16 protein-coding genes, 1 other RNA gene and 2 pseudogenes are annotated in these 25,640 nt (G+C 61.4%); 12 read left to right on the top strand and 7 right to left on the bottom strand.

Annotation, left to right across the window (positions count from 1 at the left end; translation table 11 throughout):
- Positions 1 to 57 precede the first annotated feature (57 nt).
- The 4 genes from guaD to xdhA all read right to left on the bottom strand — a co-directional run bounded on the left by guaD (position 58) and on the right by xdhA (position 6,168).
- Positions 58 to 1,362 (bottom strand): guanine deaminase, encoded by a 1,305-nt coding sequence (guaD, locus tag GDV60_RS19255; RefSeq protein ID WP_159908470.1) that lies wholly within the window; start codon positions 1,360 to 1,362, stop codon positions 58 to 60.
- A 7-nt stretch (positions 1,363 to 1,369) separates the two neighbouring features.
- Positions 1,370 to 2,212, bottom strand: a complete 843-nt coding sequence (gene xdhC / locus GDV60_RS19250) for a xanthine dehydrogenase accessory protein XdhC (RefSeq protein WP_159908468.1) — start codon at positions 2,210 to 2,212, stop codon at positions 1,370 to 1,372.
- Between the two features lie 115 nt (positions 2,213 to 2,327).
- Positions 2,328 to 4,727, bottom strand: a complete 2,400-nt coding sequence (xdhB, locus tag GDV60_RS19245) for a xanthine dehydrogenase molybdopterin binding subunit (RefSeq protein WP_070994726.1) — start codon at positions 4,725 to 4,727, stop codon at positions 2,328 to 2,330.
- A complete protein-coding gene (xdhA, locus tag GDV60_RS19240) occupies positions 4,720 to 6,168 on the bottom strand; it encodes a xanthine dehydrogenase small subunit (RefSeq protein WP_159908466.1) in 1,449 nt (482 codons plus the stop codon). Before xdhA ends, xdhB begins: the two co-directional genes overlap by 8 nt.
- A 267-nt stretch (positions 6,169 to 6,435) precedes the next feature.
- Between xdhA and GDV60_RS19235 the strand changes: the two genes are divergently transcribed.
- The 6 genes from GDV60_RS19235 (at position 6,436) to ffs (ending at position 15,830) form a co-directional block, all read left to right on the top strand.
- Positions 6,436 to 7,095: a GntR family transcriptional regulator gene (locus GDV60_RS19235; protein WP_029298208.1), complete on the top strand. Its 660-nt coding sequence runs from the start codon at positions 6,436 to 6,438 to the stop codon at positions 7,093 to 7,095.
- Positions 7,096 to 7,097: 2 nt separating this feature from the next.
- A complete protein-coding gene (smc, locus tag GDV60_RS19230; RefSeq protein WP_133715017.1) occupies positions 7,098 to 10,586 on the top strand; it encodes a chromosome segregation protein SMC in 3,489 nt (1,162 codons plus the stop codon).
- Positions 10,587 to 10,839: 253 nt separating this feature from the next.
- Complete coding sequence (gene zipA, locus GDV60_RS19225) at positions 10,840 to 11,703, top strand: cell division protein ZipA (protein ID WP_029298204.1); 864 nt, start codon at positions 10,840 to 10,842, stop codon at positions 11,701 to 11,703.
- An 88-nt stretch (positions 11,704 to 11,791) separates the two neighbouring features.
- Positions 11,792 to 14,149 carry an NAD-dependent DNA ligase LigA gene (gene ligA / locus GDV60_RS19220; protein WP_159908464.1) on the top strand — a complete coding sequence of 786 codons (2,358 nt, stop codon included), beginning with the start codon at positions 11,792 to 11,794 and terminating at the stop codon, positions 14,147 to 14,149.
- A 192-nt stretch (positions 14,150 to 14,341) separates the two neighbouring features.
- The gene (locus GDV60_RS19215) at positions 14,342 to 15,505 is read left to right on the top strand and encodes a putative zinc-binding metallopeptidase (protein ID WP_159908462.1); all 1,164 of its coding nucleotides are present in this window, start codon (positions 14,342 to 14,344) and stop codon (positions 15,503 to 15,505) included.
- Positions 15,506 to 15,733: 228 nt separating this feature from the next.
- Positions 15,734 to 15,830: signal recognition particle sRNA small type (gene ffs / locus GDV60_RS19210), an RNA gene on the top strand.
- A 131-nt stretch (positions 15,831 to 15,961) separates the two neighbouring features.
- Here the strand turns inward: ffs and GDV60_RS19205 are convergent.
- Both GDV60_RS19205 and GDV60_RS19200 read right to left on the bottom strand, forming a co-directional pair.
- Positions 15,962 to 16,864 (bottom strand): DUF2167 domain-containing protein, encoded by a 903-nt coding sequence (locus GDV60_RS19205; RefSeq protein WP_092231798.1) that lies wholly within the window; start codon positions 16,862 to 16,864, stop codon positions 15,962 to 15,964.
- Positions 16,865 to 17,054: 190 nt separating this feature from the next.
- Positions 17,055 to 17,369 carry a helix-turn-helix domain-containing protein gene (locus GDV60_RS19200; RefSeq protein ID WP_029298195.1) on the bottom strand — a complete coding sequence of 105 codons (315 nt, stop codon included), beginning with the start codon at positions 17,367 to 17,369 and terminating at the stop codon, positions 17,055 to 17,057.
- 458 nt (positions 17,370 to 17,827) lie between these two features.
- Here GDV60_RS19200 and GDV60_RS27155 point away from each other — a divergent pair.
- From GDV60_RS27155 to GDV60_RS19190, 3 genes and pseudogenes are all read left to right on the top strand, one after another.
- Positions 17,828 to 18,109, top strand: a pseudogene (locus GDV60_RS27155) (PAS domain-containing protein); the annotation flags it as partial.
- 792 nt (positions 18,110 to 18,901) lie between these two features.
- Positions 18,902 to 19,393: pseudogene (locus GDV60_RS27150) on the top strand (methyl-accepting chemotaxis protein); the annotation flags it as partial.
- Positions 19,394 to 19,411: 18 nt separating this feature from the next.
- Positions 19,412 to 21,109: a bifunctional diguanylate cyclase/phosphodiesterase gene (locus GDV60_RS19190; RefSeq protein ID WP_159908458.1), complete on the top strand. Its 1,698-nt coding sequence runs from the start codon at positions 19,412 to 19,414 to the stop codon at positions 21,107 to 21,109.
- Here GDV60_RS19190 and GDV60_RS19185 read toward each other — a convergent pair.
- Complete coding sequence (locus GDV60_RS19185; RefSeq protein WP_092231789.1) at positions 21,082 to 21,849, bottom strand: ABC transporter substrate-binding protein; 768 nt, start codon at positions 21,847 to 21,849, stop codon at positions 21,082 to 21,084. The genes GDV60_RS19190 and GDV60_RS19185 overlap by 28 nt on opposite strands.
- Positions 21,850 to 21,983: 134 nt before the next feature.
- Here GDV60_RS19185 and dnaX point away from each other — a divergent pair, with 134 nt between their 5' ends.
- The 3 genes from dnaX (at position 21,984) to GDV60_RS19170 (ending at position 25,593) form a co-directional block, all read left to right on the top strand.
- Complete coding sequence (gene dnaX, locus GDV60_RS19180) at positions 21,984 to 24,023, top strand: DNA polymerase III subunit gamma/tau (RefSeq protein ID WP_070994720.1); 2,040 nt, start codon at positions 21,984 to 21,986, stop codon at positions 24,021 to 24,023.
- Positions 24,024 to 24,089: 66 nt separating this feature from the next.
- Positions 24,090 to 24,428, top strand: coding sequence for a YbaB/EbfC family nucleoid-associated protein (locus GDV60_RS19175; RefSeq protein ID WP_003193199.1), 339 nt, complete (start codon positions 24,090 to 24,092; stop codon positions 24,426 to 24,428).
- A gap of 139 nt (positions 24,429 to 24,567) precedes the next feature.
- The gene (locus tag GDV60_RS19170) at positions 24,568 to 25,593 is read left to right on the top strand and encodes an NADP-dependent oxidoreductase (protein ID WP_070994719.1); all 1,026 of its coding nucleotides are present in this window, start codon (positions 24,568 to 24,570) and stop codon (positions 25,591 to 25,593) included.
- Positions 25,594 to 25,640 lie beyond the last annotated feature (47 nt).

Genomic DNA, 25,640 nt, shown 5'->3' with positions numbered 1-25,640 from the left:
CCAGCGATGCAGGCACCGCGGTGTATCTGTTCACCGCGGTGAAGCCCCTACAGGGGATCAGCGTTGGTGTACCAGATTGCCCGCTGCATACGTCTGCATCACCGCCCGATCATCCCCCAGCGTCATCAGTACAAACAACGTCTCGGCAATGTTATTGGCCTGCTTCAAGCGATAGCTGAGCAGGGGCGTGGCGTTGTAGTCCAGTACCAGGAAATCTGCATCGGTGCCCGGCTGCAAGGTGCCGATCTTGTCTTCCAGGCGCAGCGCTTTTGCACCGCCCAAGGTCGCCAGGTACAGCGATTTGAACGGGCTCAGCCGTGCGCCCTGCAATTGCATGACCTTGTAGGCTTCGTTCAGCGTCTGCAGCAGCGAGAAGCTGGTACCGCCCCCCACATCGGTGCCCAGGCCTACGTTGAGTTTGTGCTTCTCGGCCATCGGCAGGTTGAACAAACCGCTGCCCAGGAAGAAGTTCGACGTCGGGCAGAACGCCACGGCTGAACCGGCTTCGGCCAGCCGCGCGCACTCGTCGTCGCACAGGTGTACGCCGTGGGCGAATACCGAGCGCTCCCCCAGCAGCTTGTAGTGGTCGTACACATCCAGGTAGCCACTGCGCTCTGGGAACAACTCCTTGACCCATTGCACTTCCTGCAGGTTTTCACTGATGTGAGTCTGCATGTACAGGTCCGGGTATTCCCCCAGCAATTGGCCGGCGAGGGTCAGTTGTTCCGGTGTGCTGGTGGGGGCGAAGCGCGGTGTTATGGCGTAGTGCAAGCGGCCCTTGCCGTGCCAGCGCTCGATCAGCGCCTTGCTTTCCTGGTAGCCGGACTCGGCGGTGTCGGTCAGGTAGTCCGGTGCATTGCGGTCCATCATCACCTTGCCGGCGATCATGCGCAGGTCGAGCTTCTCGGCGGCTTCAAAGAATGAGTTCACCGATTGCGGATGCACGCTGCCGAACACCAGGGCAGTGGTGGTGCCGTTGCGCAGCAGTTCCTTGATAAAGATATCCGCGACTTCTTCGGCGTGGGCCTTGTCGGCGAACTGGCTTTCGCAAGGGAAGGTGTAGGTGTTCAGCCAATCCAGCAGTTGTTCGCCGTAGGCACCGACCATGCCGGTTTGCGGCAGGTGGATGTGGGTGTCGATCAGGCCGGGAGTGATCAGCGCATCCTGGTAATGGGTGATTTCGATGTCGGCGGGCAGCGTCGGCAGCAGGTCGCTGGCGTGCCCGAGGGCACTGATCTGGCCGTTGTCGATCACCAGCAGGCCGTCTTCGAAATACTCATAGGAGGCTTCGATCCCGACGATGGCCGGGTCGGCGAGGCTGTGCAGGATGGCGGCACGGTAGGCTTTGCGAGTCAAAGGCATGGTCGTCTCAATTGATAGCTTGGCTGCGGCGCGAAACCGGCAGCAGTTTGGCAATGGGTTCGGCACTCGCGGTGTGCTGGCCGAAGTTGGCGTTATAGGTGGCGATGATCTCGCCGGCGATGGAGATGGCGATTTCCACCGGCAGTTTGCCCTTCACCTCGGTGAGGCCCATGGGGCAGCGCATGCGTTGCAACTGCGCGGCCTCGAAGCCGCGCTCACGCAGGCGGTGTTCGAACTTGACGCGCTTGGTCTGCGAGCCGATCAGGCCAAAGTACGCAAAGTCACTGCGCTTGAGCAGGGCGGCGGTCAGTTCCAGGTCTAGCTGATGATTGTGGGTCATGACGATGCAATAACTGCCGGCGGGCAGGTCGGCAATTTCATCCACCGGCTCTTCGCTGACGATTTTACGCACGCCCAGGGGGATATGCTCCGGGAATTCCTGCTCCCGTGAATCGATCCAGCGCACCCGGCACGGTAGGCTGGCCAGTAACGGCACCAGCGCGCGGCCGACATGGCCGGCGCCGAATACGGCAATCTGCGCCTGCACCTGGCCCATGGGTTCGAACAGCAGCACGGTCACGCCGCCACAGCACTGGCCCAGGCTGGCGCCCAGGCTGAAGCGCTCCAGGTGGGTGTTGTGCTGCCCACGCACGAGCATGTCGCGGGCGATCTGCATGGCCTTGTATTCCAGGTGGCCGCCGCCGATGGTGTCGAAGGTATGGGTGGCGCTGACGACCATCTTGGAGCCTGAATTGCGCGGCGTGGAGCCCAGCTCTTCGATGATGGTCACCAGCACGCAGGGCTCGCCCTGGGTTTGCAGGTTGGCGAGGGCACTGATCCAGTTGTTCATGTCTACCTCAACATTTCTGTTGTCAGTTCGGCCGTCATCGCGGGCAAGCCCGCTCCCACAGGGGATTGCATTCCAAATGTGGGAGCTGGCTTGCCTGCGATGGCAGCACCTCGGTCTAGAGCGAAGCCATCTCGGCCTGTGCCTCAACCGCCTTCGCCGCCTGCAACTGGCGCATCTGCTCACAGCCCCACAACACCCGCTCCGGCGTGGCCGGTGCATCGATCTTGGGTTGATGGCGATAGTCACCCAGGCTCGCAACGGCATCCTTGATCGCGCACCACGAGGCAATCCCGAGCATGAACGGCGGTTCACCCACGGCCTTGGAGTGGAACACCGTGTCTTCCGGATTCTTGCGGTTTTCCACCAACTTCACCCGCAAATCCAGGGGCATGTCCGCCACCGCTGGGATCTTGTAGCTGGCCGGGCCATTGGTCATCAGCTTGCCCTTGTTGTTCCACACCAGCTCTTCCATGGTCAGCCAGCCCATGCCCTGGATAAAACCGCCCTCGACCTGGCCGATATCGATGGCCGGGTTCAGCGAGGCGCCCACATCGTGGAGGATGTCGGTGCGCAGCATCTTGTATTCGCCGGTCAGGGTATCGACGATCACTTCGCAGCAAGCCGCGCCGAAGGCGAAGTAGTAGAACGGTCGGCCCCGTGCCTGGCTGCGGTCGTAGAAGATTTTCGGGGTCTTGTAGAACCCGGTACTCGACAGCGAGACCTGGGCGAAATACGCCTGCTGGATCAGCTCCTCAAAGGTCAGGATCTGCTCGCGCACCCGCACATGGCCGTTATGGAACTCAACGTCGGCCTCGCTGACGTCGTATTTGCGCGCGGCAAATTCCACCAGGCGTTGCTTGATGGTCTCGGCGGCGTTCTGCGCGGCCTTGCCGTTAAGGTCGGCACCGCTGGAAGCAGCGGTCGGCGAGGTGTTGGGCACCTTGTCGGTGTTGGTCGCGGTGATCTGCACCCGGTCGATTTCCACCTGGAAAATCTCGGCCACCACCTGCGCGACCTTGATGTTCAAGCCCTGGCCCATTTCGGTGCCGCCGTGGTTCAGGTGGATGCTGCCGTCGGTGTAGATATGGATCAACGCGCCGGCCTGGTTGAGGAAGCTGGCGGTGAACGAAATGCCGAATTTGACCGGGGTCAGCGCCAGGCCTTTTTTCAGGATCGGGCTGTTGGCGTTATAGCGGCGAATGGCCTCGCGGCGCTCGGCGTATTGGCTGCTGGCTTCCAGTTCGGCGGTCATCTCTTCGAGCATGTTGTGCTCGACGGTCTGGTAGTAATGGGTGACGTTGCGCTCGGTCTTGCCATAGTAGTTGGCCTTGCGCACGGCCAGCGGGTCCAGCGCCAGATGGCGGGCGATGGCGTCCATCACTTCCTCGATCGCTACCATGCCTTGGGGGCCACCGAAGCCACGGTACGCGGTATTGGACGCGGTGTTGGTCTTGCAGCGATGGCCGTTGACCGTGGCGTCGCCCAGGTAATACGAGTTGTCGGAGTGGAACATCGCACGGTCGACAATCGAGTTGGACAGGTCCGGTGAGCAACCGCAGTTACCGGCCAGGTCCAGGTTGATCCCGTGCAGGCGCCCGGTGTCGTCGAAGCCCACGTCATATTCGATATAGAAGGGGTGGCGCTTGCCGGTCATCAGCATGTCTTCGACACGCGGCAGGCGCATCTTGGTCGGCTGGCCGGTCAGGCGCGCAACCACCGCACACAGGCATGCCGGGCTGGCGGCCTGGGTTTCCTTGCCGCCGAAACCACCGCCCATGCGGCGCATATCGACGACGATCTTGTTCATCGACACGTCCAGCACTTCGGCCACCAGCTTCTGCACTTCGGTGGGGTTCTGGGTGGAGCAGTAGACGATCATGCCGCCGTCTTCGGTGGGCATCACCGAGGAGATCTGGGTTTCCAGGTAGAAGTGTTCCTGACCACCGATATGCAGGGTGCCCTGGATACGGTTTTTCGCGCTCGCCAGGGCGCCTGCCGAATCACCACGCTGGTGGGTGTGGCTGTCCAGCACGAAGTGTTTTTTGCGAAAGGCCTCGACCACATCCAGCACCGGCTCCAGGTCTTCGTATTCGATCACCGCCGCCATGGCGGCCTTGCGCGCGGTCTCCAGGTCGCGGGCGGCGACGGCCAGCACCACCTGGCCGACAAACTGCACGGTATCGATGGCCAGCAACGGGTCGCCGGGCATCAGCGGGCCGATGTCTTTCAGGCCCGGCACGTCTTCGTGGGTGATGACGATCCGCACACCCTCGAAGGCGTAGCACGGCGCGGTGTCGATACTGAGAATACGGGCGTGGGCGCGGTCGGACATGCGCGCATACAGGTGCAACTGGTTGGGGAATTCCAGGCGGTCATCGATGTACTGCGCTTCGCCCGACACATGCTTGGCGGCGCTGTCATGCTTGACGCTGCGCCCGACCCCGGACGTCAGGTCCTGGGCAAACAGGGTGGCCATTTCGGCTTGGGTTTTTACCACGGCGTGATGATTAGACATAAGCGGTCACCCGAGTCTCGATGTGCGGAGTTTGCAGCTCGATGAAATATTTACGCAGCAGGTTCTGCGCGCTGAGCAGGCGGTATTCCTTGCTCGCACGGAAGTCCGACAGCGGGGTGAAATCTTCGGCCAGGGCGGCGCAGGCTTTCTCCACCGTGGCGCTGTTCCAGGTGGCGCCGATCAGTACCGCTTCGCAGTGTTGCGCACGTTTGGGCGTGGCGGCCATACCGCCGAACGCCACGCGGGCATCGCTGATCACGCCGTTGTCGAGCTTCAGGTTGAAGGCCGCGCATACCGCGGAAATGTCATCGTCCAGGCGCTTGGAAACCTTGTAGGCGCGGAACAGTGCATGGCCCTTGGGCACGATGATTTTCTCGATGAACTCGCTGTCCTGGCGGGCGGTGACGCGGTAGTCGATGAAATAGTCTTCCAGGGCCAGGGTACGGCGCACGTTGCCCTTGCACAGTACGATCTGCGCGCCAAGGGCGATCAGCAGCGGCGGCGAGTCACCGATGGGCGAGGCGTTGCCGATATTGCCACCGAGGGTGCCCTGGTTGCGGATTTGCAGAGACGCGAAGCGGTGCAGCAGGTCGCCGAAATCGGGGTATTCGTGGTGCAACGCGCTGTAGCAGTCGGAGAGGGCGGTGGCGGCGCCGATTTCCAGGCGGTCGTCAAAGGTCTCGATGCGTTTCATGGCTTCGATGTTGCCGACGTAAATCATCACCGGCAGCGTGCGGTGGAACTGGGTGACTTCCAGCGCCAGGTCGGTGCCGCCGGCCAGCAGCCGGGCTTGGGGATAGGCGTCGTAGAGGTCGGCCAGGTCGGCGACGGTCAAGGGCACCAGGCAGCGCTTGTCGCCGCTGTTCAGCTCGCCGGTTTGCGTCGGTGCGATGGACTTGAGGCGGGCAATGGTCTGCGCCTCGCGGCTGTCGAACTGGTCCTGGGGCTTGTTGCAACAGGCTTGTTCGGCGGCGGCCAGGATCGGGCGGTAGCCGGTGCAGCGGCACAGGTTGCCGGCCAGGGCTTCGTGGGCCTTGGCGCTGTCCGGGGCGTCGCTGTTTTTTTGCAGGGCAAACAGCGACATCACAAAACCTGGGGTGCAAAAACCGCATTGCGAGCCATGGCAATCGACCATGGCCTGTTGCACGCTGTGCAGTTGGCCCTGGTGCTTGAGGTCTTCGACAGTGATCAGTTGCTTGCCGTGCAGGGACGAGACAAAGGTCAGGCACGAATTGAGGCTGCGATAGCGAATCTGTTCGGCGCCTTGCTCGTCGGTCTGCAACTCACCCACCACCACAGTGCAGGCGCCACAGTCGCCGCTGGCGCAGCCTTCCTTGGTTCCGGATTTGCCCAGATGCTCACGCAGATAGTTGAGCACAGTCAGGTTTGGGTCCAGGGCATGCTCGCTACGGAGCTCCTGGTTTAGTAAAAACTGGATCACGGAAGGCCTCGCAGACTCATTATTGTTGTTAACCGCTTTGCGCCGAATCTAGTCATGTCTGACTTTTCGGTCAACGATTTTCTGACCGAAAGGTCAAGAAAGTGCGATTGCAACACCTTTGATTATGGTTCAGATCCTTGTAACCGCCGTTTCAAGCGGTGCCTGGGCTTTATCGTCTGCTTATTTCATGCCAAATTCGGCGTTGTCGGCCCAGCGATTGCGCTACACTGCCGCCCTTGTACCGATAGAAGATTTTGAAGGGAAAACATGACGTTCAAGGCGCCGGACAGTCTCGCCGAGCAAATCGCTCACCACCTTGCCGAGCGCATTATTCGCGGCGATCTCAAGCCTGGGGAGCGGATCCAGGAACAGAAAGTCACGCTGGCACTCAATGTCAGTCGTGGCTCAGTGCGCGAAGCCTTGCTGATCCTCGAGCGCCGGCACCTTATCGCCATCTTGCCGCGCCGTGGGGCACACGTCACCGAGCTCACCGCACACAAGGTGCAGAGCCTGTGCACGCTGATGAGCGAGCTGTACATCCTGCTGGGCAACGCGGTCGCCGAAGGCTGGCAGACCCAGGCCGACATGGCGCCCTTCGTGCAGATCCAGCAACGGCTGGTGAGCAATTTCGAGCGCGAGGACATCCGCGCCTTCGTCGAAGAATGCTTCAACGTGATGCGCGCCGCGTACCCCTTCGCCAATAACCCGTACCTGCAGGAAACCGTCGAGAACCTGCAGCCGGCGATGAATCGCGCCTATTACCTGGCCCTGGATCAGCGCAAGGCCTCCATGAGCGAGTACCTGGCGCTGTTCGAGCAACTGCTCGCCGCCGTACTGGCCCGTGACCTGCCGCAGATTCGCCAGGTGCTGTCGGCCTACTGCCAGCGCAGCAGCTCGTTGGTTATCGCAGCCCTGGCGGACGCCTAAGCGTGCGGCTCAAGTGCATCAAACTGGCGGGGTTCAAATCCTTCGTCGACCCGACCACGGTGAACTTCCCCAGTAATATGGCGGCAGTGGTCGGGCCCAATGGTTGCGGCAAGTCGAACATCATCGACGCCGTCCGTTGGGTGATGGGCGAGAGCTCGGCAAAGAACCTGCGTGGCGAGTCGATGACCGATGTCATCTTCAACGGTTCCACCAGCCGCAAGCCGGTGAGCCAGGCCAGCATCGAACTGGTGTTCGACAACTCCGACGGCACGCTGATTGGCGAGTACGCGGCGTATGCGGAAATTTCCATCCGCCGCAAAGTCACGCGCGACAGCCAGAACAGTTACTTCCTCAACGGCACCAAGTGCCGGCGCCGGGACATTACCGATATTTTCCTCGGCACCGGCCTGGGCCCGCGCAGCTACTCGATCATCGAGCAGGGCATGATCTCCAAGCTGATCGAAGCCAAGCCCGAGGACCTGCGCAACTTTATCGAGGAAGCGGCCGGCATCTCCAAGTACAAGGAGCGCCGTCGCGAGACCGAAAACCGTATCCGCCGCACCCACGAAAACCTGGCACGCCTGACTGACCTGCGTGAAGAGCTGGAGCGCCAGTTGGAGCGCCTGCACCGCCAGGCCCAGGCCGCCGAGAAATACCAGGAATACAAAGGCGAAGAACGCCAGCTCAAGGCGCAACTCTCGGCGCTGCGCTGGCAGGCCTTGAATGACCAGGTGGGCCAGCGCGAAGCGATCATCGGCACCCAGGAAATCAGCTTCGAAGCCCTGGTGGCCGAACAACGCAACGCCGATGCGAGCATCGAACGCCTGCGCGACGGTCACCATGACCTGTCCGAGCGCTTCAACCTGGTGCAGGGCCGCTTCTATTCGGTGGGCGGCGACATTGCGCGGGTCGAGCAGAGCATCCAGCACGGTCAGCAGCGCTTGCGCCAGTTGCAGGATGACCTCAAGGAAGCGGAGCGGGCGCGGCTGGAAACCGAATCCCACCTGGGCCATGACCGCACCTTGCTGCTGACCCTCGGGGAGGAGCTGGACATGCTCACCCCCGAGCAGGAAATCACCAGCGCCGCCGCCGAAGAAGCCGCCGCCGCCCTGGAAGAATCCGAAACTACCATGCACGGCTGGCAGGAGCAGTGGGACGCTTTCAACCTGCGCTCCGCCGAACCGCGTCGCCAGGCTGAGGTGCAGCAATCACGCATCCAGCAACTGGAAACCAGCATGGAGCGCTTGGCCGAGCGCCAGCGCCGGGTCCTGGAGGAGCGCGCGTTGCTCGCCTCTGCTCCGGAAGACGCGGCGATCATGGCGCTGAGCGAGCAGTTGGCCGAAAGCGAAATGACCCTGGAAGAGCTGGAGGCCAGCGAAGAACAGCAAGTTGAGCGCCTGGAACAATTGCGCCAGGAGCTGCAACAGGCGACCCAGGCGCAGCAGCAGGCCCAAGGTGATTTGCAGCGCCTCAATGGGCGCCTGGCCTCCCTCGAGGCCTTGCAGCAAGCCGCATTGGACCCAGGCACCGGCACCGCCGAATGGCTGCGCGACCAGCACTTGGCCGAGCGCCCGCGCCTGGCTGAAGGCTTGAAGGTTGAAGCCGGTTGGGAACTGGCCGTGGAAACCGTGCTGGGTGCGGACTTGCAGGCCGTGTTGGTGGACGATTTCGGCGGTTTTGATCTGGCGGGCTTTGCTCAAGGCGATTTGCGCCTGCTCAGCCCCGCAGCCGATGGCACCCGCGTGCCGGGCAGCCTGTTGGATAAAGTCGAGGCGCAGATTGATCTGTCGCCATGGCTGGGCCTGGTAAAACCGGTGGATTCCCTGGAGCAGGCCTTGGCGTTGCGAGGCCAGTTGGCCTCTGGCGAGAGCCTGATCAGCCGCGACGGCTACTGGGTTGGCCGGCACTTTTTGCGGGTGCGTCGCGCCAGTGAAGCCGAAAGTGGCGTATTGGCCCGTGGCCAGGAAATCGTCAACCTGAGTGCCGAGCGCGAAGAGCGCGAGGCCACTCTTGAGGCCTTGGAAACCCAACTGCAAACCCTGCGCGCCACCCAGCGCCAACAAGAGACCGGCCGCGAACATTTGCGTCGCCTGTTGCAGGACGAAGCGCGCCAGCAGGGCGAATTGAAAGCCCAGCTTTCCGCCAGCAAGGCCAAGGCCGAACAATTGACCCTGCGTCGTACCCGGCTCGATGAAGAAGTGGCCGAGATGGGCGAGCAGCGCGCCCTTGAACACGAGCAAGTCGGTGAAGCGCGCCTGCAGTTGCAGGAGGCCCTCGACAGTATGGCCCTCGACACCGAGCAGCGCGAGCTGTTGCTGGCCCAGCGTGACAGCCTGCGCGAGCGCCTCGACCGGGTACGCCAGGAAGCGCGCCAGCACAAGGACCACGCCCATCAGTTGGCCGTGCGCCTCGGCTCGTTGCGCGCCCAGCACGACTCCACGCGCCAGGCTCTGGAACGCCTGGAGATGCAATCCGAACGGCTGACGGAAAAGCGCGAGCAACTGAGCCTCAACCTGGAGGAGGGCGAAGCGCCGCTGGAAGAGCTGCGCTTGAAGCTCGAAGAGTTGCTCGACAAACGCATGAGCGTCGACGAAGAACTCAAGACTGCACAAATCGCCATGGAAGACGCCGACCGCGAACTGCGCGATGCAGAAAAGCGCCGGACCCAGGCCGAGCAGCAATCGCAATTGATCCGCGGCCAACTCGAACAGCAGCGCATGGAATGGCAAGCCCTCACGGTGCGCCGCAAAACCTTGCAGGACCAATTGCTGGAAGATGGCTATGACCTGCACGGCGTACTCAATACCTTGACCGCCCAGGCCAACGAGAAAGAAGCCGAAGAAGAACTTGAGCGCATTGCTGCACGTATCCAACGACTCGGCGCGATCAACCTCGCGGCCATCGATGAATACCAGCAGCAGTCCGAGCGTAAACGTTATCTGGATGCCCAGGACGCCGATCTGGTGGAAGCCCTGGACACTTTGGAAAACGTCATTCGCAAGATCGACAAGGAAACCCGTAACCGCTTCAAAGATACCTTTGATCAGATTAATAGCGGTTTACAGGCCTTATTCCCAAAAGTTTTCGGTGGTGGCAGCGCTTACTTGGAACTGACGGGCGAAGATCTACTCGATACAGGGGTAACGATCATGGCGCGGCCTCCGGGCAAGAAGAACAGCACCATCCATTTGTTGTCCGGCGGCGAGAAGGCCCTGACTGCATTGGCGTTGGTATTTGCCATCTTCAAGTTGAACCCGGCGCCGTTCTGCATGCTCGATGAAGTTGACGCGCCGCTGGATGACGCTAACGTTGGACGGTATGCCCGCTTGGTTAAAGAGATGTCCCAGACGGTGCAGTTCATCTATATCACCCATAACAAGATCGCCATGGAAATGGCCGATCAATTGATGGGGGTGACCATGCATGAGCCGGGCTGTTCGAGACTGGTGGCAGTGGATGTCGAAGAGGCGATGGCGATGGTGGAAAGTTAGCCGCAAGTTGCTAGCTTCGAGCGGCAATAGCGTCGGCTTGAAGCTTATGGTTTGTAGCTTAATTCCTGCGTCAGCCGACACATTTTGCGCCAACTGTGTAAAGTTATCTTTGGTCGTGCTAGTTTAATGTCAATTTTTCGTATGCGTGGGCAAAACGTCAGTCAGAACATAGAGTTGGCGCCACGTTTTAAAGCGGTTTGCACGGTGCTAAACCCCTTATTTTTCAGCATTTTTTATAGAGGCAAGGGATTACATGGAAATCGGTCTGCGCGAGTGGCTGATCGTCATCGGCATTATTGTAATAGCCGGTATTCTTTTTGATGGCTGGCGCCGTATGCGCGGCGGCAAGGGCAAGCTGAAATTTCGCCTGGACCGTAACCTGTCGAATTTGCCCGACGACGACGGCGCTGCCGAGCTGCTAGGGCCGCCCCGTGTCCTGGATACCCATAAAGAGCCACAGCTTGACGAGCATGACTTGCCGTCGATGAGCGCGCCGGTGCGTGAAGCCCGCGAGCCGTCGTCCAAGCGCGGCAAGCGTGGCAGCGCTGCCGTGGCCGAGCCCCATCAGGGTGACCTGAACCTCGACGTCGACGAAGGCCCGAGCTTCAGCAGCCGTGACGGCGACTTCCCGGATGAAAGCCCGGCCAAGAGCGCGCCGCGTGAGTCCACCAAGGATCAGCCGGCAGCTGAAGAAGTGCTGGTAATCAGCGTGATCTGCCGCGACTCGGCCGGCTTCAAGGGCCCGGCGCTGTTGCAGAACATCCTGGAAAGCGGCCTGCGTTTTGGCGAGATGGATATTTTCCACCGTCATGAAAGCATGGCGGGCAATGGCGAAGTGCTGTTCTCCATGGCCAATGCGGTCAAGCCGGGCACCTTCGACCTGGACGATATCGACCTGTTCAGCACCCCGGCGGTGAGCTTCTTCCTTGGCCTGCCAGGCCCGCGTCATCCGAAACAGGCGTTCGACGTCATGGTGGCCGCAGCCCGCAAGCTGTCCCAGGAGCTCAACGGCGAGCTCAAGGACGACCAGCGCAGCGTGCTGACCGCCCAGACCATCGAGCACTACCGTCAGCGCATCGTAGAGTTCGAGCGTCGTGCCCTGACACAGAAACGCTGAGGATTGGTCTTCAGCGTTGTCAGTAGAATTAAGCGCACTAACATATTGAGCAGCTTCGGCTGCTCTTTTGCTTTCTGAGAGAACACCCATGACCGCCGCCCATACCCGCATCCTCGAACTGCGCGCTGAACTGGATCAGCACAACTACCGTTACCACGTACTCGACGAACCGAGCATCCCGGACGCCGAGTACGATCGGTTGTTCCACGAACTCAAGGCGCTGGAAGCCGAGCATCCGGACCTGGTGACCCGCGACTCGCCCACGCAGCGGGTCGGTAGCGCGGCGTTGTCTGCGTTTACCCAGGTGCGCCACGAGATCCCGATGCTCAGCCTGGGCAACGCCTTTGATGAAACCACCATGCTGGAGTTTGATCGCCGGGTCACCGAGGGCCTCGACCTGCCGGTGGGCGATCTGTTTGGCGGTGGGGCGGCGGTGGAATACAGTTGTGAGCCCAAGCTTGATGGCCTGGCGGTCAGCCTGCTGTATCAGGACGGCGAACTGGTGCGCGGCGCGACCCGCGGCGATGGCACCACCGGCGAAGACATCAGCGTGAATGTGCGCACCGTGCGCAATATCCCGTTGAAGCTACACGGCACAGGTTGGCCGGCGATCCTGGAAGTGCGCGGTGAAGTATTCATGTCCAAGGCCGGTTTCGAGCGCTTGAATGCCACGCAACTGGAAGTCGGCGGCAAGACCTTCGCCAACCCGCGTAACGCGGCGGCGGGCAGCCTGCGCCAACTCGATTCGAAGATTACCGCCAGCCGGCCGTTGGAGTTCTGCTGCTACGGCGTGACCACGGATATCAGCGACACCCATATCGGCAACCTGCAGCAGTTGCAGAAGTGGGGCATGCCTATCAGCCATGAGCTGAAGCTGGCCAAGGGCATCGAGGATTGCCTGGAGTACTACCGCGATATCGGTGAGCGGCGTAACAGCCTGCCCTATGAAATCGATGGGGTGGTGTTCAAGGTCAACAGCATTGCCTATCAGCGTGAATTGGGCTTTCGCGCCCGCGAGCCGCGCTGGGCCATTGCCCATAAGTTTCCGGCAATGGAAGAACTGACCGAGCTGCTGGACGTGGAATTCCAGGTCGGCCGCACCGGCGCCGTGACGCCGGTAGCGCGCTTGAAACCGGTCAAGGTGGCTGGCGTCACCGTGTCCAATGCGACGTTGCACAACATGGACGAAGTGGCGCGCCTGGGCCTGATGATCGGTGACACCGTGATCATCCGCCGTGCGGGGGATGTGATCCCACAAGTCGTATCGGTGGTTGCCGAGCGTCGCCCGGAAAACGCCCGCGCCGTGCAGATCCCACACAATTGCCCGGTGTGTGGATCCCACGTGGAGCGCACGCAACTGGTCAAGCGCAGCAAGGGCAAGGAAACCGTCAGCGAAGGCGCGGTGTATCGCTGTGTCGGGCGCCTGGCCTGTGGTGCGCAGCTCAAGCAGGCGATTATCCATTTCGTTTCGCGACGGGCGATGGATATCGATGGCTTGGGCGACAAGACCATCGAGCAGTTGGTCGATGAAAAGCTTATTGGCTCGCCGGCTGACCTATACAAGCTCAAGTACGAGCAGATCATCGACCTGGAAGGCTTTGCCGATGTTTCCAGCAAGAAGCTGATCGCCGCCATTGAAAACAGCAAGACCCCGACCCTGGCCCGGTTTATCTACGCCTTGGGCATTCCCGATGTGGGTGAGGAAACCGCCAAGGTACTGGCGCGCTCCCTGGCGTCCCTTGAGCGCGTGCAGCAAGCCTTGCCGGAAGTGCTGACGTACTTGCCGGATGTGGGCCTGGAAGTGGCTCACGAGATCCACAGCTTCTTTGAAGACAGTCACAACCAGCAGGTGATTGGCGCGCTGCTGTCGCCGGACGAATGCGCGCTGGTGTTGCAGGATCAGGGCGAACTGAGCGCCGAGTTTGCCGCCAGCACCACCTTGGGCGGCTTTCTTGACAAATTGCATGTGCCTTCCGTGGGGCCGGGGGCTGCGCAGAAGCTGGCGGACAAGTTCGGCTCCCTGGAGGGCGTTATCCAGGCCGACTGGCTGGACATGCGCCAGGCGCTGCCGGAGAAGCAGGCCAAGGCGGTGCGGGAATTCTTTGATAATCCGGAGAATGCCCGCCGTGCGTTGGCCATCGAGCAGCAGCTCAAGGACTTCGGCATGCACTGGCAGAGCGAGAAGAGGGTGGTCGAGGGCTTGCCTGAGGCGGGTCATACCTGGGTGCTGACGGGCTCGCTGGAGTTGATGAGCCGCGACGTGGCCAAGGAAAAGCTCGAAAGCCTGGGCGCCAAAGTGGCGGGTTCGGTCTCGGCGAAAACCCATTGCGTGGTCGCAGGGCCGGGCGCCGGGTCGAAGCTGGCCAAGGCCAGTGAGCTGGGGTTGAAGGTCTTGGACGAGGAGGCTTTCGTCGCCTTCCTGGCCAAGCACCACATCACTGTCTGATACCGGCCCGATCTTGTAGGAGCGAGCTTGCTCGCGAAAAACCTCAACGATAACGCGGGGTATCTGGTTCCCCGTGGCGGTCTCAGGTTCTTCGCGAGCCAGCTCGCTCCTGCAAGGGGCTGATTGCATCCACTTTGAACGATCTTGCGTGGGGAATGATCTAGTCTTGGGCACGCCCCTGGAGAGATCGTCATGTTCCGCTACTTCGAGCAACTCAGTTCGCGCATTGCTGCGCGGTTCACGGCGGGCCCGTCGCGCAACAGCAAGGTGTGGCAGTGCCGTTGCGGGCAGTCGCTGTTCTTTCGCAACAGCCAGTGCCTGGCCTGCTCGGCGCTGTTGGGCTACTTGCCCCAGCAAAGCCGGCTGTCGTCCCTGCAGCCAGGGCCCGTCGTCGATACTTGGCTCCAGGACGACAACCTCGACGCCGGTGCCTTTCGCCGCTGCGCCAACCTCGACACCCCGGCCGCCTGTAACTGGTTGATCCCGGCGTACAGCACCGCGCCGCTGTGTGTGGCGTGCAGCCTCAATCGCACCATCCCCGACCTGTCGATCCCGGAAAACCACGAGCGCTGGCGCAAAGTCGAAACCGCCAAGCGCCGGCTGGTGGCGCAACTGATCAGCCTGGGGTTGCAAGTCATCCCCAAAACCGTTGATGAAGACAGCGGCCTGGCATTTGACTTCGTGGGCATCGACCTGGAAGGCAAGGCTCCCACAACAGGGCATGCCAATGGCCTGATCACCCTGGATATCAAGGAAGCCGACGACGAGCATCGTGAAAAAATCCGGGTGCAGATGCGGGAGCCGTACCGCACCTTGCTCGGCCATTTCCGGCATGAGGTGGGCCATTATTACTGGGATCGCCTGATCGCCGGCAGCCACTGGCTTGAGCCCTTTCGCAACCTGTTCGGCGATGAGCGCGCCAGCTATGCCGACGCCCTCGACCAGCACTACCAGAACGGCCCGCGCCCAGACTGGCAGCAAACCTGCGTCAGCGCCTATGCCACCATGCACCCATGGGAGGACTGGGCGGAAACCTGGGCCCACTACCTGCACATGATGGACGCGGTCGACACGGCCCTGGGGTTTGGCATGAGTGCGCGGGAGATGGACCTGGACTATCAGCCGTTTCCGCTCACGACCCTCTATGACCCTGAGCATCCTGGCGGGGCGGCGTTCCTGTCATTCGTCAACGCCTGGATCGAGCTGGCTGGCATGCTCAACGAACTGTCCCGCAGCATGGGGCAGCCGGATTTCTACCCGTTCGTACTGCCGCCGGCGGTGATCGCCAAGCTGCACTTCATTCACCTGGTGATCCAGGAAGAGGGCGGCCGGGCCGACGAAGCCGTTCATCTGTAGGCGCGAGCTTGCTCGCGAAGATCGTTAACGATAACGCGGGCATTCTGGATGAATGTGGAGCACCCGGATTCTTCGCGAGCAAGCTCGCTGCTACAGGGCTTCTGCGAAACCAGTGGGCAAGTACTTGAACCTCATAAGATTTTTAATCCTGAACTGACGGTTGTAACTTCCGATGAGATCGGTACAATGGCCCCGCTTGCCGAGAGGCCAGCGTCGTTATGGTGACCCCATCGGTCCCCCCGCAACGATTACCCGTGAACCTGGTCAGATCCGGAAGGAAGCAGCCACAGCGGGAACATTGTGTGCCGGGGTGTGGCTGGTGGGGTTGCCTCCATAACGCTCTCCTGTTTGCATCCATTTTCAATCCGATAGAATTTTTCGCCTGTCCCAGCCTGTTCTGCCAGGGGCAAGGTAGCCGTACGCCGCGATTTCTCGCGGCGTTTTCGTATCTGGCAATCAGCCCTTGTTGCGATTGAAGAACTTGCGCGCGCCAGCCAGCAACGCCACCACACCAATCACCAGAAATTTCTTCGCCGCCAGCAGGAAGATGCCGATCTTGGCAAACAGCCCGGCTTTGCCGGCTATGCCGCCTGCGACCAGCGCTGCCAGGCCGTAAGAGGCCAGTTTGTCAGTGCTGGGGTTGTAGTCGGTGTAAAGATTGCCGTCGGTGAAGTTGGTGAAAGCCAGGACTTTGGGCAGTTCCTGTTTGATGGTGGGCAGGTCGGCCATGGCGGCGACGGCGTTGAGTTCCAGCACGCCCTCGCGGCCCAGCACGCGGATGCTGTAGTTGAGGGTGTTCTGGTCGGCGTCGTCGGCTTTCAGTTCGCGGGCCCAGTACATTTTGTGGGACTGTTGGTCGTAGTGCGGCGGTTCGGCCCAGCCCAGCAGGTGCAGGCCGGCGTAGCCCTGTTTCTGGCGTTCCTGATTGTCTTGGGCATCGTCTTCCTGCATTTGCTTGAGCAGTTCGGCGTAGTCGATTTTTGCCGCGTCTTCGTCGGAAATATGCCCGTCGTCCTTGTAGCTGACGATGACGCCCCAGCCGCGTGCGGACAGCGGGCTGACGGCCTTGGGTATGATCATGCCCAAGGTGTTGAAGCCTGGAGGGTTGCCCCAACCATCGGTGAGCAGGCGTTCGGTGTCCTTGGGGTCGAGGTAGTAGAACTCGTCGTTGAGCTTGAGCGTGGCGATGCCGCCGGGCAGGGTGACGGTGCCGGTCTGCTGCTTGAGGGAGGCGAGGAAGTGTTCGGCGGTTTCGGCAGGTGCGCTGGCTTCGACCGGCGCTGGCGCTGTGGTGGCATAGATCGGCGCGCCAGGCAGGCTCAAGGCGGCAGCCACCACCAGTAGGCGGAGGTAGTTCATGGTAGTCCCTTACATTTTGAAATAATTGCGCGGAAGGATACCGAATCCGCCTGTGCCGCGCGAGCAGGCTGGCAAAAGGCGTGGCCCAGCGCCTGCCAGGAGAGGGGCTGTCCGGTCGGATCATGTCAGTAGGCAAAGAGCAAAGAACAGGTTGCATCAGCGACCTGCTCTCTTTTATGTCGTACGAGCTCTAAGGCTTGGACAAGGCCTGGTCTACCGCCGCTATCAGCTTTCCCAGATCCTTCGGGGTGGCCTTATGAATGACACCGAACAGATAAGCGCGCTGTTCTTCCTCATCGCCCAGATCGGCAAAAAAGACTTTCAGCTTCACTCCCAGAGCCTCTGCAAACAAGAAGAGAGCGTCAACGCTGGGTGTATAGGTGCCGGTTTCGAAGCGGCTAATGGTTTTAGGGTCAAAACCGGTTTTCTCACCTAGTTCAGCCTGAGTAAGCCCCGCTACCTTTCGATAGCGTCTGATGGCTGGACCCAAACTTGAAATTTGCATCGCTCAATTCCCATTTAGAATCAAGAACTTAACGATAAATATTGGCATTAGACAACGGCACGCACCATCACCTTTTCTTGCAAAATGTGATGTAATTCGTAGAATCGGCGTTTAGGACAAGTATTTGGCGGTGTCGTTTCACAGGGCATCTTTATGAAACAGGAAATCATTGCTTTCTCCTCACTTTCATAAAGGTAGTTGCAAAACAGTGGCTTGGCCCCAGCGCCAGGCTCCCTTTTGCGCGCCCATGCAGCCCCCGCCTCTCACACCAGACGCTCGAATTAAAGCCTAGTTGATCTTCGTCAAGTCGAAGGTCAGGAGCTGGGCAAAACCTGGTTTGGCCGCCGAATGGGGCCAGCCAGCCGATTGACGGTTTACCCGTCTGGAAATACCCCTCTACCTGCCGGATCTACCCGATCCCGGGCCGGTAGATCGAATGCTGTCCATGGAGCTTTAAAGTGCGCGTCAATTTGCCGGTCACCACAGTTGAACAGACTTTCGGGGAGCAGCAACGGCTCATTTCCGCTACTGATATCAATAGCCACATTACCTACTGCAACGCCGAGTTTGCTGCCATGAGCGGCTTCACCCAGGCTGAACTGATCGGCAGCACCCACAACCTGGTACGCCACCCAGACATGCCGCCTGCGGTCTTCGAACTGATGTGGCGCTACCTCAAGGCCGGCCAGAGCTGGATGGGCGTGGTCAAGAATCGCTGCAAGAACGGCAACTTCTATTGGGTCAGCGCCTATGTGACGCCGATCCTCGAAGATGGCCGGTTGGTGGGCTACGAGTCGGTACGGGTCAAGCCAACGCGTGAGCAGGTCAAGCGGGCCGAAGCGCTCTACGCCCGCTTGCGTGCCGGGCGTTCGGCGGTTTCGCTGCAGCAACGCCTGGGCCAGGTCGGCAATGCCCTGGCCATCCCCGCCCTGGCAGCGGTGCTTGCTGGCGGTGCGGTGCAATGGCTGCCCGCTGGTTGGGCACAGGCATCCACCGCACTGCTGTTTCTCGGCCTGGGCGCTTGGGCTCACCTGCGTCTGGGGCGACAGCTCAGCCAGATCGTCGAGCATACCCCCAACACCTTTTCCGACCCCATCAGCGCCATGACTTACAGCGATGCGCTGGGTCCGGCCGCGCAATTGGAGATGATCCTGATCAGCGAAGAGGCGCGTTTGAAAACCGCCCTCACGCGCCTCAGTGACCTTGCCACCCAGATGGCCGAGGCGGCGACCGATTCCAGTGTGTTGTCGGGCAATACCGAGTCGGCGCTCCTGGAACAGCGCGCCGAGACCGATATGACTGCCGCCGCCATGACTGAAATGGCCGCGTCCATCGCCGAAGTGGCGACGCATGTACAGCAGACTGCCAGCGAAGCCCGCACCGCCAATGACCTGGCCGGGCAGGGCAGCCATGTCGTCGGTACCACACGCGAGGCGATCCAGCTGTTGGCGGCCACCGTCACCCAGATCAACCAGGCGGTGGGCCATCTGGCCGGCCAGACCCAGGAAATCCGCGTGGCGGCGAGCATGATCCAGGCCATTGCCGACCAGACCAACCTGCTGGCGCTGAATGCCGCCATCGAAGCGGCGCGGGCCGGTGAGCAGGGGCGTGGCTTTGCCGTGGTGGCCGATGAAGTGCGGGCACTGGCGGGCAAGACGCGGGAGTCGACCGAGCAGATTCAGGGCATCATCCAGAATCTGCGCGCTGGCGCCGAAGAAGCAGTGGAAATTGCCAGCACCGGCATTCACGAAGCCGAGCAGGGCGTGCAACAAGTGTTGCAAGCGCAACAGGCACTGCTGGGTATTCGCCAGGCGGTGGAGCGCATTAGCGGCATGAGCCAGCAAATGGCTGCAGCCTCACAGGAACAATCCCACGTCGCAGAGGATGTTTCACAACAGATCAATAACGTCGCGGCCACGGTACAAAAGACAGCGGGCAATGCCAACGCTGCAGTCACCCGTGGCCGCGAACTTGAAAGCATCTCTTCCGGGTTGCGTGCCCTGGTCGAGCGGTTCAACCGCTAGCCACCTAGAGCCTCATTCATGGATGAGAAATACCGCAGGGCCGTGGATGCCGCCGCCATTTTCTCCGAGACAGACCTCACCGGCCGCATCACCTACGTCAACGACCAATTCTGCGGCATGTCCGGTTACAGCCGCGACGAGTTGCTGGGGCGCAACCACCGGATCCTCAGTTCCGGGTTGCACCCTGCCGGGTTTTTCCAGGGTATGTGGCGCACCATCACCGAGGGCAAGGTCTGGCGCGGGGAAATCTGCAACCGCGCCAAGGATGGTTCGCTGTATTGGGTCGACAGCACCATGGTGCCGTTGGTCGACGAACGCACTGGCAAGGTGCAGAAGTTCGTGTCGATTCGTTTTGATGTCAGCGAAAAGCGCCAGCTGTTGCAGACTCTGCAATGGCGGGTCGGTCACGATGTGCTGACCGGCCTGCCCAACCGCGCCTATCTTTCCGAATTACTCGTGCAGTCTTTGGAGTTCTCCCGCAGCGAGCACATTCCCCTGGCGGTGTGCATGCTCGACCTGGACGGCTTCAAGGCGGTCAACGATGGCTATGGCCATGCCTCTGGCGACCTGTTGCTGGTGGAGGTCGCCAGCCGCCTGCGTGACATCATTCGTGGTGAAGATGTGGTCGCCAGGCTTGCCGGTGACGAATTCGTATTGATTTTGCGCTACGTGCGCGACACCGAAGAGTTGAACCGCGCATTGCGGCGCATCCTCACGGCCATTTCCGAGCCGTACTCGATCCTGGGCGCGCAGATCAACGTGTTTGCCAGCATCGGCGTCACGCTGTTCCCGTTGGATGACGAGGATGCCGATACGCTGCTGCGCCACGCCGACCAGGCCATGTATGTGGCCAAGCAAAGTGGCCGTAACCGCTACCAGTTGTTTGACGTGTCCCTGGAGCAGGAGGTCAAGGCCACCCACCAGACCGTGCAGCAGATTCGCCAGGCCCTGGCGGCGGGGGAGTTGTGCCTGCACTTCCATCCCAAGATCAACTTGCGCCACGGCCAGGTCGTGGGGTTCGAGGCATTGCTGCGCTGGCAGCACCCGATACGCGGGCTGGTATCGCCCAAGGATTTCCTGTCGTTGATCGAGCAGACCGACCTGATCGTCGATGTCGGCGAATGGGTCATGGACCAGGTGCTTGCCCAAATGCGCCAGTGGCAGGAAGCCGGACATCGCTGGCCGGTCAGCGTGAATATCTCGGCGCGGCATTTCCAGCGCGCGGATTTTGTCGAGCGCCTGCAACAACTGCTGGCCCAGCACCCCGACGTGGCGCCACACATGCTGGACCTGGAGATTGCCGAATCGGTGGCCATCGATCACATCCAGCGGGTCACCGAGCACCTTGCGGCCTGCCAGGCGCTGGGGGTGCGGTTTTCCCTGGATGATTTCGGCACCGGCTATTCGTCCCTCAGCTACCTCAAGCGCCTGCCGACGCAGACCATCAAGATCGACAAGTCGTTTGTACGCGACATCCTCCACGACAAGGACGATTTGGCCCTGACCCAGGCTGTGATCGGCCTGGCCCGGGCATTTGGTCGCGAGGTGATCGCCGAAGGCCTGGAAACCCTGGAGCACGGCCAACTGCTGCTGCGCATGGGCTGTGAAGTGGCCCAGGGTTACTACTTCGCCCAGCCGATGCCGGCTGCCGAGGTGCCAGCTTGGGCGGCGGGGTTTGATCTGCTCAACTATGGCGCCGGCGCAGGTGAAAGCTGACGTCCACCGTCGCCGGTATAGAGCTTGATGATTTCGTCAATTTCCCCTGACATCTTCATGCGCAGCAGCGTGCGCAAAATCCGTTGCACGGGCAGGGCTGGGTCGTTACGCACGTAGCAACCCAGGCTTTGCTCCTCGACCACCGCCACCACGTGCAGCCCCCGGCCTGGCGGCAACTGCTGATTAAAGCGCTCCAGGGTCCATTCGTTGGTCACCGCGTACTTGAAGCGGCCCGCCACCAGCTTGTGCAGCACTTGCTCCTCGCTGCGGGCGTCGTCGCGCTTGAGTTGGCCCTTGGCGAACAGCGGTTCAAGGGTTGGGTAGGTGTAGTTGAGCACTGTGCCGATATTCTGTGTTGCCAGCTTCGTCACATTCACCGACAGCGGCGGGACATGGGCGCTGACCATCACATTGCGCTGGACCCATAACGGAATGCTCCAGACATAATCGCCCGACAGGTTGTTGAGCCACGCCTGTGCGACGTAGCAGCGCACATCGACCTCACCGCGTTCCATGGCCGGGGCGATGCGGGCCCGGGCCAATACCTGGAATTGGGCCGGGTGGCCCACCTGGTTTGCCAGGCTCAACATCAGGTCATGCAAAATGCCTTGGGTCGGCTGGCCCCCGTCGATCTGCACCATGGGCATGGCCCAACTGTCGGAAATGGCAAAGCGCAACGGGGCGGGCGCCGCCAGGCTCAGTGAGGTGATCATCCATAAAGCGCCCAGGACTACGCGCATAAACTCTCCGGGATCAGCCCTTTGCAGGGCATGCCACTACCAGCTTAGTCAGATTAGGCGAGCGTGCCGGATGCAATTTCCCCCCTGCTCCGCTAGCATTACCGGCTCCCGCTTCCCAGTTGCGACGGTTTTCGATGAGTTATCAGGTTCTTGCACGTAAATGGCGTCCGCGCTCGTTCCGCGAAATGGTCGGCCAGACCCATGTGCTCAAGGCTCTGATCAATGCCTTGGACAGCCAACGGCTGCACCACGCCTACCTGTTCACCGGCACGCGCGGGGTGGGCAAGACCACCATTGCGCGGATCATTGCCAAATGCCTGAACTGTGAAACGGGCATCACTTCGACCCCCTGCGGTACCTGCTCGGTATGCCGGGAGATTGACGAAGGGCGCTTTGTCGACCTGATCGAGATCGACGCCGCAAGCCGCACCAAGGTCGAGGACACCCGCGAACTGCTGGACAACGTGCAGTACGCCCCTAGTCGCGGGCGCTTCAAGGTCTACCTGATCGACGAAGTGCACATGCTCTCCAGCCATTCCTTCAACGCCCTGTTGAAGACTCTGGAGGAGCCGCCGCCCTACGTTAAGTTCATCCTGGCCACCACCGACCCGCAGAAACTTCCTGCAACGATCTTGTCGCGGTGCCTGCAGTTCTCTCTCAAGAACATGACCCCCGAGCGTGTGGTCGAGCATTTGACCCACGTGCTCGGTGTGGAGAACGTGCCGTTCGAAGACGACGCGCTGTGGCTGCTGGGCCGCGCCGCCGATGGCTCGATGCGTGACGCCATGAGCCTGACCGACCAGGCCATTGCCTTCGGTGAAGGCAAGGTAATGGCCGCCGACGTGCGCGCCATGCTCGGCACCCTCGACCACGGGCAAGTGTTTGACGTGCTCCATGCGTTGATCGAAGGCGATGCCAAGGCATTGCTTGAAGCCGTGCGCCATTTGTCGGAGCAGGGCCCGGACTGGAATGGGGTGCTTTCGGAAATTCTCAACGTGCTGCACCGGGTCGCGATTGCCCAGGCGCTGCCTGAAGGGGTCGATAACGGCCACGGTGACCGCGACCGCGTGCTGGCCCTGGCTCAGGCATTGCCAGCCGAAGATGTGCAGTTCTACTACCAGATGGGCCTGATCGGGCGCCGTGACCTGCCGTTGGCACCCGATCCGCGCGGCGGGTTTGAAATGGTCATGCTGCGCATGTTGGCGTTTCGCCCCGCAGACACCGCCGACGCGCCGAGACAGCCGCTAAAGCCAGTGGGGATCAGCCAGGCCACAGTTGATTCCGCCAAATCAGTGGCTGGCGCGGCGGTTGTCGCGCCAGAACCTGTGGCAGTCGCCCCAGCCCCGGTCGCGGTCGAGCCTGTGGCGCCTGTAGTGGCGCCTGCGCCGGTTGCCGAGCCTGCGCCCGCGCCGGTGGTCGACCTGCCCTGGAATGAGCCGGTAGAGACCGTGGTCGAGCAGGCACCTGCCGAAGAGCCTGTCCTGGAAACCATCGCCGAGCAGCCCGAACTGACGCCGATGCCCACGCCAACCCCCGACAGCGTGGTGCCGGACGCGCCGGAGTGGGTCTCGGCACCCGTACCCGAGCCAACCATTGCCGACGTGGACGCCGCCACCCCGGGCATCGACCTGGATGACGAACCGCCGCTGGACGAAGATTACATCGAGCCGGACGTGGATTCGGCCTACAGCTACCTGGACGACCTGGCCAGCGAGCACACCGCCGAGCCTGCGCCCGAGCCCGAGGCGGAACCTGCCGCCATGCCGGCCACCGGCCTGGCCCTGCAATGGTTGGAGCTGTTCCCGAAATTGCCGATTTCCGGGATGACCGGGAGCATCGCCGCCAACTGCACGCTGATTGCCGTCGATGGCGATCACTGGCTGTTGCACCTGGACCCCGCCCACAGTGCCCTGTTTAACGCGACCCAGCAGCGCCGGCTCAACGATGCCCTGAACCAGTTCCACGAACGCACCCTGACGGTGACCATCGAGCTGATCAAGCCCGAGCAGGAAACCCCGGCCCAGGCCGCCACCCGTCGCCGGCTCAACCGCCAGCGCGAGGCCGAGGAGTCGATCCAGGCCGATCCGCTCATCCAACAGATGATGGAGCAGTTTGGCGCGGTGGTGCGACACGATACTATTGAGCCCGTCGAAGCCCAGGCCGCAGCGGGCTGATAATTGAAGGCGTCGTGCCCCAAGGCACGGCGCCGTATTGATCCACGTACTTTTGAGGTGATTCCCATGATGAAAGGTGGCATGGCCGGCCTGATGAAGCAGGCGCAGCAGATGCAGGAAAAAATGGCCAAGATGCAGGAAGAACTGGCCAACGCCGAAGTCACCGGTAAAGCCGGTGGCGATATGGTCAGCGTGGTGATGACCGGTCGTCACGACATCAAGCGCGTGAGCATCGACCCAAGCGTATTGCCGGGCGTTGGCGAAGACGACCTGGAAATGCTCGAGGCCCTGTTCGCCGCGGCCGTCAACGACGCCGTGCGTAAGATCGAAGCCAACAGCCAGGACAAAATGTCCGGTGTGACCGCGGGCATGCAACTGCCGCCGGGCATGAAGCTGCCGTTCTGATCGGTGACATGCAACAAAAAATGCCAGGCCTCGTGCCTGGCATTTTTGTTTGTGTCGGTCAAAATCGAACGTCAGTATTGCAACAGCTGTCTGCACCCTATACCGCTGAATTCAATCACCGATAAAAGGAGCCTTGCTGATGACTCAAGCCATGACCCTTAACCAGCGCATCGTCCTGGTATCCCGCCCGCAGGGTGCACCCGTGCCAGAGAACTTCCGCCTGGAGCGCGTGGCGCTGCCTGACCTGGCAGACGGCCAGGTCCTGCTCAAGACCCTGTTCCTGTCCCTGGACCCCTACATGCGTGGGCGTATGAGCGACGCACCGTCCTACGCCGCACCGGTAGAAATCGGCGAGGTAATGACCGGCGGTGCTGTCAGTCGCATCGAACAGTCGCGCAACCCCAAGTTCGAGGTGGGCGACCTGGTGGTCGGCGCGACGGGTTGGCAAAGTCACAGCATCAGTGACGGCCGCAACCTGATCCCCGTGCCCAAGGGCTTGCCAAGCCCGTCCATGGCCCTTGGCGTACTGGGCATGCCTGGCATGACCGCCTACATGGGCCTGATGGATATCGGCCAACCGAAGGCCGGGGAAACCCTGGTGGTAGCGGCAGCCTCGGGCGCGGTGGGTTCGGTGGTCGGCCAGGTGGCCAAGCTCAAGGGGCTGCGCGTGGTGGGCATTGCGGGCGGCGCCGACAAGTGCCGCTATGTGGTGGAGGAGCTGGGTTTTGACGCGTGCATCGATCACAAGAGCGCAGATTTCGCCGATGAGCTGGCCCAGGCCTGTTTCAACGGGGTGGACATCTATTACGAGAACGTCGGCGGCAAGGTATTCGACGCCGTACTGCCTTTGCTCAACCCCAAGGCGCGGATCCCGCTGTGCGGCCTGATTGCCGGTTACAACGCCCACGAAGCCCCCACCGGGCCCGATCGGCTGCCGGCGTTGCAACGGACCTTGCTGACCAAGCGCGTGCGCATCCAGGGCTTTATCGTGTTCGACGACTATGGCGACCGCCATCCGGAATTTATCAGCGCCATGGCGCCCTGGGTGCGTGACGGCAAGGTCAAGTTCCGCGAAGACGTGGTCGATGGCCTGGAGCAGGCACCCGAGGCCTTTATCGGGCTGTTGGAAGGACGTAACTTCGGCAAGTTGGTCGTGCGTATTTGACGCTTATCCGAGGCGCGGGTATAAACCGCGTCTCGTTGTTTTGTCGG

The sequence above is a fragment of the Pseudomonas sp. DTU12.1 genome (assembly GCF_009873475.1).
GTDB classification, from domain to species: Bacteria; Pseudomonadota; Gammaproteobacteria; order Pseudomonadales; family Pseudomonadaceae; genus Aquipseudomonas; species Aquipseudomonas proteolytica.
This window is presented reverse-complemented; position numbering and strand designations above follow the sequence as displayed.